Source organism: Hydrogenophaga sp. Root209 (assembly GCF_001428625.1).
Taxonomy (GTDB): domain Bacteria; phylum Pseudomonadota; class Gammaproteobacteria; order Burkholderiales; family Burkholderiaceae_C; genus Hydrogenophaga.
In genome coordinates this window covers 186891-201556 of the sequence record NZ_LMIE01000005.1, presented here as the reverse complement: position 1 = coordinate 201556, position 14666 = coordinate 186891, and the positions used below count along the sequence as shown (strand labels likewise).

The 14666-nt window shown below is 67.9% G+C and carries 12 protein-coding genes; 5 read left to right on the top strand and 7 right to left on the bottom strand.

The window, feature by feature from the left end; genetic code table 11:
• Positions 1 to 5: 5 nt before the first annotated feature.
• The 5 genes from ASE11_RS06140 (at position 6) to mdoH (ending at position 7190) form a co-directional block, all read left to right on the top strand.
• Positions 6 to 1424 carry a sensor histidine kinase gene (locus ASE11_RS06140; RefSeq protein WP_056267969.1) on the top strand — a complete coding sequence of 473 codons (1419 nt, stop codon included), beginning with the start codon at positions 6 to 8 and terminating at the stop codon, positions 1422 to 1424.
• Positions 1425 to 1497: 73 nt separating this feature from the next.
• Positions 1498 to 2040, top strand: coding sequence for a hypothetical protein (locus tag ASE11_RS06135; protein ID WP_235501204.1), 543 nt, complete (start codon positions 1498 to 1500; stop codon positions 2038 to 2040).
• Positions 2037 to 3443 (top strand): sigma 54-interacting transcriptional regulator, encoded by a 1407-nt coding sequence (locus ASE11_RS06130; protein ID WP_056267962.1) that lies wholly within the window; start codon positions 2037 to 2039, stop codon positions 3441 to 3443. The genes ASE11_RS06135 and ASE11_RS06130 overlap by 4 nt, the downstream gene beginning before the upstream one ends.
• 190 nt (positions 3444 to 3633) lie before the next feature.
• The gene (locus tag ASE11_RS06125) at positions 3634 to 5205 is read left to right on the top strand and encodes a glucan biosynthesis protein G (RefSeq protein WP_082585560.1); all 1572 of its coding nucleotides are present in this window, start codon (positions 3634 to 3636) and stop codon (positions 5203 to 5205) included.
• Positions 5202 to 7190 (top strand): glucans biosynthesis glucosyltransferase MdoH, encoded by a 1989-nt coding sequence (gene mdoH / locus ASE11_RS06120; protein WP_235501203.1) that lies wholly within the window; start codon positions 5202 to 5204, stop codon positions 7188 to 7190. The genes ASE11_RS06125 and mdoH overlap by 4 nt, the downstream gene beginning before the upstream one ends.
• 54 nt (positions 7191 to 7244) lie before the next feature.
• On the opposite strand, the gene ASE11_RS06115 is transcribed toward mdoH, so the two are convergent.
• From ASE11_RS06115 to ASE11_RS06085, 7 genes are all read right to left on the bottom strand, one after another.
• Positions 7245 to 8165 (bottom strand): EamA family transporter, encoded by a 921-nt coding sequence (locus tag ASE11_RS06115; protein WP_056267956.1) that lies wholly within the window; start codon positions 8163 to 8165, stop codon positions 7245 to 7247.
• Positions 8162 to 9172 (bottom strand): SDR family oxidoreductase, encoded by a 1011-nt coding sequence (locus ASE11_RS06110; protein WP_056267953.1) that lies wholly within the window; start codon positions 9170 to 9172, stop codon positions 8162 to 8164. Before ASE11_RS06110 ends, ASE11_RS06115 begins: the two co-directional genes overlap by 4 nt.
• On the bottom strand, positions 9169 to 10095 hold the full coding sequence (locus ASE11_RS06105; RefSeq protein WP_082585559.1) for a bile acid:sodium symporter family protein: 927 nt from the start codon (positions 10093 to 10095) through the stop codon (positions 9169 to 9171). Before ASE11_RS06105 ends, ASE11_RS06110 begins: the two co-directional genes overlap by 4 nt.
• Positions 10096 to 10129: 34 nt before the next feature.
• The gene (locus tag ASE11_RS06100; RefSeq protein ID WP_056267950.1) at positions 10130 to 11452 is read right to left on the bottom strand and encodes a flavin-containing monooxygenase; all 1323 of its coding nucleotides are present in this window, start codon (positions 11450 to 11452) and stop codon (positions 10130 to 10132) included.
• A gap of 114 nt (positions 11453 to 11566) precedes the next feature.
• Positions 11567 to 12376: an SDR family oxidoreductase gene (locus ASE11_RS06095; protein ID WP_414842428.1), complete on the bottom strand. Its 810-nt coding sequence runs from the start codon at positions 12374 to 12376 to the stop codon at positions 11567 to 11569.
• A 389-nt stretch (positions 12377 to 12765) separates the two neighbouring features.
• Positions 12766 to 13578, bottom strand: a complete 813-nt coding sequence (locus tag ASE11_RS06090) for an amidohydrolase family protein (protein ID WP_056267945.1) — start codon at positions 13576 to 13578, stop codon at positions 12766 to 12768.
• A gap of 40 nt (positions 13579 to 13618) precedes the next feature.
• Complete coding sequence (locus tag ASE11_RS06085; protein WP_056267941.1) at positions 13619 to 14626, bottom strand: Bug family tripartite tricarboxylate transporter substrate binding protein; 1008 nt, start codon at positions 14624 to 14626, stop codon at positions 13619 to 13621.
• Positions 14627 to 14666: the final 40 nt, after the last annotated feature.

Genomic DNA, 14666 nt, shown 5'->3' with positions numbered 1-14666 from the left:
CGCCTGTGAAGTCACCCCGCCTCTCGTTCCCGCAACTGCTGCTGGTCGCGTTCCTGCTGATCGGCTTGCTGCTGGGCGCGGCCGCCCTGCGTGCGCTGTTTTCGCTGGAGGCCTTGATGGCTCAGAGCCGCGAGAGTGCGGCCCAGGCCATTGCGCTGTCCACCGCGGCCCAGTCCTTGTCCGAACGCAGCCTGACCATGGAGCGCGCCGCGCGCCAGTCGCTGGTGCTGCGTGACAACCAGCTGCGCCAGCGCTTCACCGAAGCGGCTGGCAACGCGCGCGACATCCTCAAGCGCCTGGAAGACAACGAGCTGCCGCCCGAGTTCTCGACCAACTGGCTGCAGCAACTCAGCGTCGTCACCGGGCTGCTCGACGGTCCACCGGAAACCGCACTGGACCGGGAGCGCGAAGTGGCGCGGGTCTTTCGCGAGATCGACGGACACAGCGCCTCGATCGCGCAGAAGGTGCAGTCCATCATCGGCACGCGCAACGAGACGCTGCAAGCACGGTTCGAGACCAGCCGCCAGGAACTCACCCAGCAGGTGCTGGGCTCCATTGCCGTGGCTGCGGTGATGGCACTGGGCTTTGGCGTGTGGTTGGCCCGCCCGTTCAAGCGCATCGAAAGGGCGATCCAGGGCCTGGGCGAAAACCGGCTCGATGTGCCGATCGACATTGCCGGGCCGTCCGACGTGCGCCGCGTGAGCCAGCAACTGGACTGGTTGCGGCTGCGCCTGACCGAGCTCGATGCCGACAAGGCGCGTTTCCTGCGTCACATCTCGCACGAACTCAAGACACCGCTGGCCTCGCTGCACGAAGGTGTGGCGGTGCTGGGCGACGGCGTGGCCGGCGCGCTCAACCCCAACCAGGCCGAGGTGGTCAACATCCTGCAGCACAACACCCTGATGCTGCAGCACCAGATCGAAGCGCTGCTGCGCTTCAACGCGGCGGCGTTCGAGGCGCGACAGCTCAAGCGCGAGCAGACCGACCTGATGGTCTTGCTGGAAGACCAGATCGACGCCCAGCGCCTGCACTGGCAGGCATTGGGGCTGACCGTGCGCGCCGAGGGCGTGTCGGTGTCTCTGCCGGTCGACCGCGAGAAGATCGCCTCGGCCGTGGGCAACCTGCTGTCCAACGCCATCCGCTTCTCGCCCCATGGCGGCGTGATCCGCCTCGTGTTGCTGGACCTGCCCGGACGCGCCAGCCTGGACATCATCGACCAGGGCCCCGGTGTGGCCGAGGCCGACCGCGACCGCATCTTCGAGCCGTTCTACCGGGGCGAACGCCAGCCCCAGGGCGCCGTGCGCGGCACCGGCATCGGCTTGTCCATCGTGCACGAGTACATTGTTGCCCACGGTGGCCGCATCCATCTGCTGCCCCAGCGCCAAGGCGCCCATTTCCGTATCGAACTTCCCCATGCGAATTAGTCTCTCCGCTGTTTCGATGGCGCTCCTGGTCAGCGCTTGCGGAACCACGCCACCGCCACCGGCACAGGGGGCCGTGACCACCACGATCACCACGCCAGCGCCAGCGCCACAGGTTCTGGTGGTCACACCGGTGCAGGCGCCCCCGGTCACCTCGCCCGAGGCCCTCAACACCCAGGCGCCACCCCTGCCCGATGTGGTCACGGCGCTGCTCACCTACTCGGAGCGGCTGCGCCAGCTCAACACGAGCGACCTCGCCGCCGAGATCGCGGTGCAGGGCGACCCCGGCAATGCGCCGCTGCGGCAGTTGCAGCTGGCTCTGGCCCTGATGCACATGCCCCTGGCTGCGGACACGGCGCGCGCGCTGGGCCTGGTGCAGCGGGTGGTGGGCAGCGCGGCGCCCGAGGCCACAGCGCTCAAGCCACTGGCGCGGTTGCTGGCCCACCAGCTGATGGAGCAACGCCGGCTGGAAGACAGCCTGGAACGACAGGGTCAGCAACTGCGCGAAAACCAGCGCCGCATCGACCAGCTCAACGAGCGCCTGGAAGCCATGCGCGCGATCGAACGCAGCCTGACCACCCGCCCGCCTGCACCCGCTCGCCCCCCCGCTGCTCCATGACGTCCAACTCGCCCCGCGCGCGCCTGCTGGTCGTCGACGACGACGCCGACATGCTGCGCCTGCTGGCGATGCGCCTGGGCTCGGCGGGTTACCACGTCACCTCGGTCGGCTCGGCCGAAGCCGCCCTCAGCCAGCTCGACATCGAGCGCCCGCAACTCGTGCTCTCCGACGTTCGCCTGCCCGGCAAAGACGGCCTGGCCCTGTTCGACGAGATCCGCAAGCGCCATCCCTCGCTGCCGGTGATCCTGCTGACCGCGCACGGCACCATTCCCGACGCGGTGGAGGCCACGGCGCGAGGCGTCTTCACCTACCTCACCAAGCCCTACGACGCCAAGGAGTTGCTGGAGAAGATCGCGCAGGCCCTGGCGCTGGGCGCGCCCGCCAGCGACAAAACCCGGGTCGACGAAGCCTGGCGCAGCGAGATCGTGAGCCGCTCCAACCGCATGGCCGACCTGCTGGCCGAAGCGCGCATGGTGGCCCAGTCCGATGCCAGCGTGCTGCTGCGCGGCGACTCCGGCACCGGCAAGGAAATGCTGGCGCGCGCCATCCACAAGGCCAGCGCGCGCGCCAACCGGCCCTTCATCGCGGTCAACTGCGGCGCCATTCCCGAAGCCCTGCTCGAATCCGAGCTGTTCGGCCACATGAAGGGCGCCTTCACCGACGCGGTCGCCAACCACAAGGGCCTGTTCCAGGCAGCCGACGGCGGCACGCTGCTGCTCGACGAGATCGGTGACATGCCACCCGCGCTGCAGGTCAAGCTGCTGCGCGTGCTGCAGGAGCGCGCGGTGCGCCCACTGGGTTCGAGCCAGTCGCTGCCGGTGGACGTGCGCATCATCTCGGCCACCCACCGCGACCTGGAAGACGCGATGGCCACGGCCCAGTTCCGCGAGGACCTTTACTACCGGCTCAACGTGGTCACCCTCACCCTGCCCACGCTGGCCGAGCGGCGCGAAGACATCCCCCTGCTGGCCAACCATTTCCTGGCCAAGCTGGCCGCCAAATACGGCAAGCGCAGCTCGGGGTTTGCCCCCGAGGCGCTCAAGGCCCTGACCATGTCCGCCTGGCCGGGCAACGTGCGCCAGCTCTACAACGTGGTCGAACAGGTCTGCGCGCTGTCCACCACGCCGCTGGTGTCGCTGGCACTGGTGCAGCGCGCGTTGCGCACCCCCTCGGTGGAGGTGCTGAGCTTTGCCGACGCCAAGCAGCGTTTCGAGCGCGAGTACTTGGTGGGTCTGCTCAAATTGACCGACGGCAACGTGGCCGACGCCGCCCGACTGGCGCAGCGCAACCGCACCGAGTTCTACCGATTGCTGCAAAAACACGCCCTGACGCCGGGCCTCTTCAAAAGCGACGCCACCTCGGGGTCGTCAGGCGTTCCTGGAGACCCTGTCGCCGATGAGTGACAACCTCGATCCCTTGTTTTCAAAGGCTTTTTTGAAAAGCACCTCCCGTGTTGTCGCTGTTTGACGACAAAAATGTGGGTCTGAGATGCCCTTGGGACCACTTGGTGACCTGAAAAAAGAGACTGTCTCTTCAAGTGTTTGATTTGGCTGGGTTTTTCCAACCTGGCACAGGGTTTGCCCTTATCCGGGTATGCCCCACCCGATTCGTCTTGCCCAAGCCCTCCGACGCACCCGCGCCACGGTGGTGCTGGGCGCCCTGATGGCCCTGCTGTGCGGGGCGTCAGCCCATGCCCAGCGCTTCGACTGGGACAGCCTGACCCAACTGGCCAAAACGCGCGCAGCCGAGCCGGTGCGCGCAAACAGCGACAAGCTGCCCGCCGATCTGGCCAGCATCACTTACGACCAGCTGCGCGACATCCGCTTCAAGCCCGCCCAGTCCCTCTGGCGCGCAGAGGCCCTGCCTTTCGAGGCCCAGTTCTTCCACCTCGGCCTGTACCAGACCGAGCCGGTGCGCATCCACGAAATCAAGCCCGATGGCTCGGTGAGCCACCTGCCCTACCGCGGTGCCGACTTCGACTACGGCAAGAACACCTTTGATCCCGCACCCTGGGGTGACCTGGGCCACGCGGGCTTTCGCCTGCACCACTCACTCAACGGCCAGGCCTACAAGGACGAGCTGGTCGTGTTCCAGGGCGCGAGCTACTTCCGCGCGCTGGGCGCGGGTCAGGGTTACGGCCTGTCGGCGCGCGGCCTGGCCATCGACACCGTGGGCGGCACTGGCGAGGAGTTCCCCCGCTTCTCCGAGTTCTGGCTGCAGCGCCCGGCCGCGGGCGCGACCGAGGTCACCGTGCTGGCCCTGCTCGAATCGCCACGCGCCACGGGTGCCTACCGCTTCGTGATCCGCCCCGGCCAGCAGACCACCACCACGGTCAACGCCCGCGTGTTCCTGCGCTCCGGCGCCGGCCCGGTGAACACCCTGGGCATCGCGCCGCTCACCAGCATGTTCCTCTCCGGCGAGAACCAGCCCATGGCTGGCGACTTCCGCCCCGAGGTGCACGACTCCGACGGTCTGATGATGCTCACCGGCGAAGGCGAATGGCTGTGGCGCCCGCTGCAACGGCCGAAGGCCGTCACGGTCAGCTCGTTCACCATGCAGAACCCACGCGGCTTCGGCCTCATGCAGCGCGACCGCAGCTTCGCCAGCTATGAAGACGTTGAAGCGCGCTACGAACGCCGCCCGAGCGCCTGGATCAAGCCGCTGGGCGACTGGGGCCAGGGCCGCGTGGAGCTGGTGCAGTTGCCCGCGCCCGACGAGACACACGACAACATCGTGGCGTACTGGGTGCCGGCCGCCCTGCCCGCACCAGGCCAGCCGCTGGAAGTGGCTTACGAACTGGCCTGGCAAGGCGATGCGCAACAGCGCCCACCGTCGAGCTGGGTGACACAGAGCCGCCGAGGCTATGGCTACACCAAGCTCAGCGCCGAAGAGCAGGGCCGCCAGCCTCAGTACGTCATCGATTTCAGCGGCCCCGCGCTGGACGCGCTGCCGGCCGACGCCACGGTGAAAGCCGTCGTCACCGCCAACACCAACGGCCGCGTGCTCCAGACCGTGGCCTACCCCAACCCCGCCACGCGCACCTGGCGCGTGGCCGTGCGCGTCGAGCGCATCGATGCGACGCAGCCCGTGGAGCTGCGCGCGTTCCTCCAACACAACAACGACACCGTGAGTGAAACATGGACACATCTGCTGTTACCCGAATGAGCACTTCCACGAACCCCATTCAGTCCCACCGCAGCGTGCTGCGCGAGGAGCGCCACCCCAACGCGGTGACAGCTCCGCCGCTCAACCGCGGCTCCATGGTGCCCCGCCCCTGGCGTGGTTTCTGGAACAGCATCGGCACCGCGCTGCTGAGCACGGCCAGCCGCGTGCTGCCCCCGCGCACGCCGCGCGTGGTGTCCAGCGAGGCCACCGAAGCGCCGCACGCCTGGCAAAGCGCGGCCAACCGCCGCCGTGGAGTGTTCATGTTGCTCACCGTGTTGAGCACCGCCTTTGCCACCAGCCTGTTCGCCGATGCGCAGCCCGCGCACGACAACGTGTGGCTGCAGGTCGGCCAGCTCGCACTGTTCGGCCTGCTCTCGGCCTGGGTGGTCACCGGCTTCGTGACCGCGCTCATGGGCTTCTGGGTCTCGCTGTTCGGTGACGGCCACACGCTGCGCGCCGCCGACGTGCGCGACCACGCCATGAACCCGGATGCGCGCACAGCCATCATCATGCCGATCTGCAACGAGGACGTGGCCACCGTGTTCGCCGGCCTGCGCGCAACCTGCGAGTCGCTCGCCGCCACCGGCCATGCAGGCCAGTTCGACGTCTTCGTGCTGTCCGACAGCTACGACCCGGCCATCGCCGCGGCCGAAAAATCCGCCTGGGAAGACCTGCGCGCCGCACTCGCCGCCCAGCCCGAGCTGCCGCCGATCGAGGTGTACTACCGCCTGCGCACCCGCCGCACGCACCGCAAGGCCGGCAACGTGGCCGACTTCTGCCGCCGCTGGGGCAAGGACTACCGCTACATGGTCGTGCTCGACGCCGACAGCGTCATGAGCGGCAACTGCCTGGTCTCCATGGTCAAGCTGATGGAAGCCAACCCCAAGGCCGGCATCGTGCAGACCGCCACCCAGGCCATCGGCCACGCCACGCTGCATGCGCGCGCGCAGCAGTTCGGCTCGCGCGTGACGGGCCGCCTGTTCACGCTGGGCATGCAGTTCTGGCAGCTCGGCGAGTCGCACTACTGGGGCCACAACGCGATCATCCGCGTCGAGCCCTTCATGCAGCATTGCGCGCTGGCGCCCATCAAGGGCACGGGCGGCATGTCCGGCGGCATCATGTCGCACGACTTCGTCGAAGCCGCGCTGATGCGCCGCGCCGGCTACCACGTGTGGCTGGTCTCCGACCTCACCGGCAGCTACGAGCAGCAACCGCCCGACCTGCTGAGCGAGCTGCAACGCGACCGCCGCTGGTGCCAGGGCAACCTGCAGAACTCGCGCCTGATGGCCGAGCCCGGCATCCACCGCGTGCATCGCACCATGTTCGCCATCGGCGCCATGTCCTATCTGTCGGCCCCGCTGTGGCTGGCCTTCCTGTCCATCGGCACAGCGCTGTGGGCGGCCGACACCAGCGCCATCCCCAGCTGGCAGGCCGTGCCCGAAGAGCTGCGCGCCCTGTGGATGTGGACACTGACCATGCTGTTCATGCCGCGCGTGCTGGGCCTGCTGGCCGTGTTCATGAAGGGCGAGCAGAAATCGTTCGGCGGCACCGCCGGCCTGCTGGGAAGCTCCGTGGTGGAAACCGTGCTGGCCTTGATGCAGGCACCCATCCGCATGCTGGCGCACTCGCTGTTCGTGCTGGTGGCCATCACCGGCCTGAAGCTGGAATGGAAGTCGCCCCCACGGGAAGCCAATGGCGTGACCTGGCGCGATGCCCTGGCGCGACTGGCCCCCATGACGGTGGTGATCGGCCTGCTGGGTCTGGGTGTGGCAGCGATCAACGCGAACGCGCTGATCTGGCTCGCCCCGGTCGCCCTGCCTCTGTTGCTGGCGGTGCCGCTGACCGTGGCCACCAGCCACGTGGACCTGGGCGCCTGGATGCGCTCGCGCGGCGTGCTGCTGATTCCCGAAGAATCGTGGTCGCCCGCCGTGCTGCGCCGCGCCTGGCGCCACGCCAGCCGCTTCACGCTGGCACAGGCCATCTGAGGATTGCTCCGCACGTTCTCTGCCAACGCGCCGCTTCTGCGGCGCGTTGTCGTTTCAGGGCCCGTTGCGTCGCGCGCGCATGGCCTGCCACCAGCCACCCATCTGGTTCACCACCAGCCCCATGAGCACCAGCCCCGTGCCCAGCCACTGCTGGAGCAGCGGCAGTTCGTCGAAGAACATCCACGCCGACCACAGCCCCACCACCGGCACCAGCAATGAAAACGGCGTGACGCGCCCGGCCGGGTGGCGCTTGAGCAGGCGCGTCCACAGGCTGTAGGCCAGCAGCGTGGCGAACCAGGCCAGGAACAGCACCGACAAGACCGCCGGCCAGCCGATGCCCCTGAGCTGGTGCACCACGGTCTGCGGGCCGTCCATCCACAGCGCCAGCGCCACGAACGGCAGGATGGGAAACACGCTGCTCCAGACGATGAAGGGAAACGGGTCGTAGTCGGCCACGCGGCTGGCCAGGCGGGCCACCAGGTTGGACACCGCCCACATGAAGGCGGCGGAGAGCGTGAGCACGAAACCGGCCAGCGTCATCTGCCCCGGGCCAGCGCCGTGCGCGGTGGCGATCAGCACCAACCCGGCCAGTGCGACCACGAGCCCCAGTCCCTGCGAGAACCGCGCGCGCTCTCCCAGCACCGGGACCGCGAGCAACAAGGTGAAGAAGGCCTGCGTCTGCATGACCACCGACGCCATGCCGACCGTCATGCCCATCTGCAGGCCAAGGAACAGAAAGCCGAACTGCCCCAGCCCTTGCGCCAGGCCGTAGGCCATCACATAGCGCCAGGGCAGTTGGGGAAACCTCACGAACAGCACGAGGGGCAAGGCCGCGGCGGCAAAGCGCAGCGCGCCCAGCAACATGGGGCCGATGCCTTGCAGGCCGACCTTCATCACCACGAAGTTCAGACCCCAGATCACGACCACCGCGAGCGCGCGCAGCAGGTCGCCGCGCGAGAGAGGTATCACTTTCACGGCGCAACCCTCACACTGCGCCCCTGCGCGGTGCGCGCTGCCACAAACGCCTCGAAGGCTTCGGCACTGGTCTTGCGCGGCGTGTAGCCGAAGCGCTCCTTCAGCGCGGTGTTCAGCAGCACCGGGCGGTAACGCAGGAAGTCGAGCTGCTCGGGCCCGTAACGGCTGAGGCCCAGCGCCGAACCCACACGCAACGCGGTGCGCAGCAGGCCGGCGGGCAGCACGCGCGGCTTCTTGTTCAGGCGCTCTGCGATCTCGAACAGCGTGAGCGCGCCGTCACCCGCGAGGTTGTAGCAACCGGGCAGGCCGCGGCCGCTGATGGCGTGCAGGATGGCGCCGGTCACGTCCTCGTCCCACACGAACACGAAGGGGCTGTCGCTGCCCTGGATGGCGAGGATGCGTCGTTTCTCGAACAACGCGGTGATCTGGTTGTTCACCCGCTCGCCCAGGATGGTGCCGATGCGCAGCACGGTCTGGTGCAACTCGGGGTGGGCGGCGCGCGCCTTGGCCAACATCTCCTCGACCAGGCGCTTGTGGTGCGCATAGGCAAACACCTCGTTGCCGCGCAGTGGGTGCTCTTCGGTCAACCAGGCCGGGTTGTCGGCGTGGTAGCCGTAAGCCGCGCCGCTGCTGGAAACCACGAGGTGGTCCACCCGGTGCGCGAGGCAGGCGCGGATCACGTTGCGCGTGCCACCCACGTCCACCGCGTATTCGAAGGCGCGGTTCGAACCCTTGCCCGGCGTGACGATGGAGGCCAGGTGCACCACGGTGTCGATGCCGTGCAGGGCCACGGTGTTGGCCAGCGAGGCCGAGCGCACATCCTGCTGCACGTAGACCACGCGCGCCAGACGCCGATCGGCCGGCACCTCGCGCACGTCCACCGCCACCAGATGGTGGAGATAGGTGTCCTGGGCCAGCAGCTCGATCAGACCGCGCCCGAGGAAGCCGTCGGCGCCCGTGACCAGCACGCGCCGGGCGGCCGGCGCTTTTTCTGCCACGGCGCTCATGCGCGCTCGGCGCTCGGCACGCCGCCCTGCAACGGCCGTTTCGACCACCAGCCCGCCAGGATCAGGCCGGCGATGATGTCCCAGAAGCCCCACACACCGGCCACCACGGCCATGCCACCCAGGCCGCCGAAGAAGCTGAAGATGATGACCAGGCCCAGGCCGGCGTTGCGGATGCCGACCTCGATGGAGAGCGCGCGCCGGTCGTAGTCGGGCAGGCCGGCCATGCGTGCGATGACGTAGCCGGTGCCGAAGGCCAGCGCGTCGTGGATCACCACCGCCAGCAGCACCAGACCCACGTAATCGAGGAAGTGGCGCCAGTTGCCGGTGATCGCGCCGACGATGAAGGCGATGAGCGCCACGAAGCTCAGGACGCGCACCGGTTTCTTGAAGCGTGTGGTCCAGTTCGGAAAGCGGTGCGCACACCAGATGCCCAGCACGAAAGGCACGCCGATGATGAGCAGGATGTGGCCCACCATCTCCAGCGGGTCCAGCGCGATCGTCTTGAGCAGCGGCGCGGCCGTGGGGTGGATGCCGCCCCAGAAGGCGAAATTCAGCGGCATCGCGACGATGGCGATGGCGTTGGACACCGCCGTCATCGAGACGCTGAGCGCCACATTGCCGTTGGCGCGGTGGGTGAGGATGTTGCTCACGTTGCCGGGCGGGCAGCAGGCCACCAGGATCATGCCCAGCGCGATGCTCGGGCCGGGCTGCAGCAACAGCGTGAGCACGAAGGTGATGGCCGGCAGCGCGATGAACTGCGCGGCGATGCCCACCGCGAAGGCCAGCGGCATGCGCGAGATGCGGCGGAAGTCCTCGATGCGGGTGTCCAGCGCGATGCCGAACATGAGGAAGGCGAGCACGCCGTTGAGCACGGCCAGCGAGGCCGGGTTGAAGTTGAGGCGGATCTCGTCCACGGGCAGCATGCGGGTGTCTCCTGTTGTTGTCGGGTCGTGGCGCTCAGCCCTGCGCGGCAGACGCCTGGCGCACCGCGTTGCGGTAGGCGTCCTTGTTCACGTAGTAGGCCATGCGTTCGAGCTGCAGGTATTTGTAGCCACCCGAGAGGTCCGGCCAGCTTCCTGCCTGGCCGGACTTGACCGCCTTGAGCGCGACAGCACTGGCCTTGCCCGCGTCCAGGCCCTTGAAGTAACGCGCCACCAGCTCGGCCTGCTCGTAGCGGCCCTGCCAGCCCAGGCCGCTGGCCTCGACCATGCCGAGCACGGCCAGGCGGTCGAAGCGCGGCGCGAAGATGTTGAGGTAGAGCCGGGGCGCCATGCCCTGCCAGCTGAGCAGCGCGTGGTCGAGGAAGGGGTAGTGCAGCTTGTAGCCGGTGGCGGCGAGCACCAGGTCGTAGTCGCGCTGGCTGCCGTCCTTGAAGTGCACGGTATGGCCATCGAAGCGCGCGATGTCGGCGCGCACACCCACGTCGCCATGGCCGATGTGGTACAGGATGAGCGAGTTCACCACCGGGTGCGACTCGTACATCCTGTAGGCCGGTTTGGGAAAGCCGAAGCGCACCGGGTCGCCGGTGAACCACTTCAATATGGTGCTGTCGATCTTCTGCTTGAGCCAGGGCGGCAGCGTGATCTTGCCGCCCACGGAATCGGCCGGCTTGCCGAACACGTACTTGGGCACGAAGTAATAACCACGCCGCACCGAGATGTCCACGCTGCGCGCCTGGTGCACGGCGTCCACGGCGATGTCGCAGCCCGAATTGCCCGCGCCGACGATGAGCACGCGCTTGTACTTGAACTGGTCAGCCTGCTTGTACCCCGAGGTGTGCAGCAGCTCGCCGGCGAAGTGGCCTTCGAAGCTGGGCATGTTGGGCTCGGCCAGCGTGCCGTTGGCCACCACCACGCCCTTGTAGTCGGCGGTGGTCTGCTGGCCGTTCGCATCGTCGGTGGTCACGCGCCAGAGCGTGTCGGGCTTCTCGCTCACGGGCTCGACCTTCAGCACGCGCGTGCCGAAGCGGTAGTGCTCGCGCAGCTTGAAATGTTCGGCGAACGCGCTGAAGTAGTCGAGCAGCTCACGGTGGCTCGGGTAGTCGGCCACCTGCTCGCCCATGGGAAATTCGCTGAACTCCGTCATGCGTTTGCTGGAGATCAGGTGCGCCGAGGCGTAGACCGTGGAGCGCGGGTTGTGGATGTTCCACAAACCACCGACATCGGTGTGAGCCTCGAAGCCCTGGAAGGGAATGCCGTGCTTCTGCAGACAGCGTGCGCCGGCCAGGCCCGAGGGGCCGGCGCCGATGAGGGCGATTTGTTGTTGTGTCGAAGTGGTCATGGTGGACAGAGGTGCATCTTCAAGAGACATCGCGGAACCGCCCTTCGACAAGCTCTGGACGGGTCGCAGATGTCGCCCCCTTGAGGGGGTCGCGCGGAGCGCGGCGGGGGTGTTTCATTTCATGCCGGGAATCTCGGTCGCGCCAGGCTCGCCGACGCGGGGTTTGCGCGGCTGGCCAAGCAGGATGCGGTCGTGCAGCCGCGCGGGCAGCATGACGAGTGCGCGCGAGAGCCAGCCGATGCGCCGCGGCAGCACGATGTGTTCGGTGCCGGCGGCCACGCCCGCGAGCAGGCGGCGCGCGGCCTCGTCGGGCTCGAGCAGGCCGGGCATGGCGAAGCGGTTGCCGGCGGTGAGCGCAGTGCGCAGATAACCCGGGCTGATGGTGTGCACGGACAGCACCGTCGGGCGCAGTTCGGCGCGCAAGCTCTGCAGGTAGGCGATCAGGCCGGCCTTGCTCGCGCAGTACGCGCCGTTGCCCGGCATGCCGCGCCAGCCTGCCAGGCTGGCCACACCCACGAGCGCGCCGCGTTGGCCGCGGGCGCGCATCGGCACCAGAAAGGGCTGGAACGTGGTGGCCACGCCGAGCAGGTTGATCTCCAGCATGCGGCGCATCACGGCGAGGTCGCTCGCCTGCGCGGTGTCGAAGCCGCCGGCCACGCCTGCGTTCGCGATCACGAGGTCGGGCGTGCCGAAGCGGCCCATCCAGTCGGCGGCCATGGCCTGCATGGCGGTGGCGTCCGACACGTCGGGCTGGTAGACCGCACAACGGTCTGGCGCCAGCGCCGCCAGCGCATCGAGCGCGGGCCGCTGCAGCCCGACCAGCGCCACGCGCGCGCCACCGGCGATGAGCTCGCGCGCCAGCGCCTGGCCCAGGCCGCCGCAGGCGCCCGTGACCACGGCGTTGTGAAAACTCGAACGTGTCAAACCCACCATCTCCTCAAACTGGTCTTGTGCCGGCAATGTAGGCGGCACAAGGGCCTGTTCACACTATTTTCCAAGATGGAAAATAGTGTGAGCAGGCCCTAAAACGAATCTCGAAATATTTTCGTGAATCGTCTCATTTCTCGAGATGTGAACACAGACACCGAGAGCAGCTCCGGTCTGCGGCTCATGGAGTTGCTGGACATTCTGGCCCGCCAGGACACACCGCAGGCACTGCCCGACGTGGTCTACCTGGACCCCGTGGAGTCCGCCTTCCCCTTGCGGCTGGAACTGCGCCCAGGCACGCGTTCGTTGAAGGGCGGGTGTGTGTGGCCGTGCCGGTGTTCGCGCCGGGGCAGCGCACGCTGGGCTGAGCGCTGGCGCCGGCGGGATCAACGATCGAAGTACAGCGCGAGTGCGTTTGCACCGGTGATTCGTGCGCGCTCGCCGGCGTTTGGTACGACCTCTGTCAGCCAGTCGATGGTGCTCTGGTAGGTGGTGGACTCGGCGCCCACGAAGGGGCAATCGCTGGCCCACACCAGGCGCTCCAGGCCGGCCTGGCGACAGAGTTCACGCGCCTGCTCGGTGGCCTGCGGCCCGAGGCGGTAGGCACCCGAGAGCTTCACCCAGGTCCGGCCTTTTTCGATGGAGCGGACCATGGCCTTGAAGCCCTCGCTGTGGATGCCTTGAACGGGATCCGGTCGGCCGATGTGGTCGATGACGATCTTCACGCCCGAGCGCTCGAGCAGGGGCAGCACCTGCGGAATGCGCGGGCCGTCGAGGTGCAGGTGCACGTGCCAGTTCAACTCGTTGAGGCGGTAGAGGAACTTGCGCCAGGCCCAGCTGTCGAGGTCCGGCAGTTCCTTCATGCTGATGAAGGGCAGGCGCACGCCCACGATGCCGTCGCGCGCCATCTGCTCCAGCAGGTAGCGATCGGTGCGCTCGGGGTCGAGGATCACGGTGCCGCGCCAACGCGGGCGCCGGCGCACCGAGTCGATGATGTAGTCGTTGCAGTCTCCCCAAGGGCTGGCGGCGGCGATCACGCAGAACTGCACGCCGTGCGCATCCAGGGTGGATTGCAGTTGCTCGGCGCTGAACGCGTAATCGGGGCTGTGGCGCGGGTCCGGCACCAGGGGCATGTCGCGATGGAACACATGCACGTGGGCGTCGACCAGCGGCGCATCGGTCAGGGCTTCGGAAGTCAAGCGGGATTCCTTGGGAAATCGGGGGATCGGTAACGGCTGTTCAGGACAACTTGATGTTGGCCCGGGCGATGACCTGCGCCCACTTCGCGGTGTCGCGCCGGAACACCTCGGCCTGTTCGGCCGGTGCATTGGCCCTTGCTTCGGTGCCCAGTTCAATCAGGCGCTGCCGCACCTCGGGCAACTGCATGACAGCCTGCATGTGGCCGTTGAGCAGTTGCACCACGCTCGCGGGAATGCCGGCGGGCGCATACAGCGCGTTCCAACCGGTGACGACGTAGTTGGCCAGGCCGGCCTCCACAACCGTGGGCACGTTGGGCAGCCAGGCCGTGCGCGCCGGGCCGGTCGTGGCCACCACACGCACCTGCCCGCTGTCGACTGCGCCCTTGAGCGCGGCATAAGACTCGAAGGCCACGTCCACGTCGCCGCGCAGCACGCTGGTGAGCACCTGCGGCGTGCTCTTGTGCGGCACCACGCTGGCGTTGAGCCCGGCGACCGACTTGAACAACTCGGCCGACAGGTTCTGCGTGCTGCCCGGGTTGATGCTGCCCAGCATCAACGCCCGCTCGCGACCTGCGGCGAGCAGCTTGGACAGATCGCTCAAAGGCCCGTCCTTGCGTGTGATGAGAATGAGGTCGAACAACGCCATGCTGGAGATCGGCGTGAAGTCGGCTTCGGGGTCGTGGTCGAGCTTGAACAAGGTCTTGGCAATGGTCGTTCCGTTGGAGAACAGAATGAGCGTGTGGCCGTCGCGCGGCGCGTTGAGGGCCGAATTCGCGGCCACCACGCCACCGGCACCCGGACGGTTCTCGACCACCCAAGGTTGGCCCATGCGCTCGCTCATCTTCTGCGCCACCAGGCGCATGGAAATGTCGGCCAGACCGCCGGGCCCGAACGGAACAATCACCTGGATCGGCCGGGACGGATAGGCGGCCTGCGCGAGCGCGCCACCCGTGCCAACGGCCAGCGCCGTCGCGGCACAACCCTTGAGGAAGTCGCGGCGGTGATCGGAGAATGAAAAGGTGGGCGTGCGGCGATGCGGTGCTGTCATGGCTTGTCTCCTTGTGTCGGAGAAAGTCTAGGTGGCACCG

Bases quoted from the DNA above. Each gene is read 5' to 3' on its own strand.
- ASE11_RS06130 (WP_056267962.1), top strand. From the start codon at position 2,037: ATGACGTCCAACTCGCCCCGCGCGCGCCTGCTGGTCGTCGACGACGAC.
- ASE11_RS06125 (WP_082585560.1), top strand. From the start codon at position 3,634: ATGCCCCACCCGATTCGTCTTGCCCAAGCCCTCCGACGCACCCGCGCC.
- mdoH (WP_235501203.1), top strand. From the start codon at position 5,202: ATGAGCACTTCCACGAACCCCATTCAGTCCCACCGCAGCGTGCTGCGC.
- ASE11_RS06110 (WP_056267953.1), bottom strand. From the start codon at position 9,172: ATGAGCGCCGTGGCAGAAAAAGCGCCGGCCGCCCGGCGCGTGCTGGTC.
- ASE11_RS06105 (WP_082585559.1), bottom strand. From the start codon at position 10,095: ATGCTGCCCGTGGACGAGATCCGCCTCAACTTCAACCCGGCCTCGCTG.
- ASE11_RS06100 (WP_056267950.1), bottom strand. From the start codon at position 11,452: ATGACCACTTCGACACAACAACAAATCGCCCTCATCGGCGCCGGCCCC.
- ASE11_RS06085 (WP_056267941.1), bottom strand. From the start codon at position 14,626: ATGACAGCACCGCATCGCCGCACGCCCACCTTTTCATTCTCCGATCAC.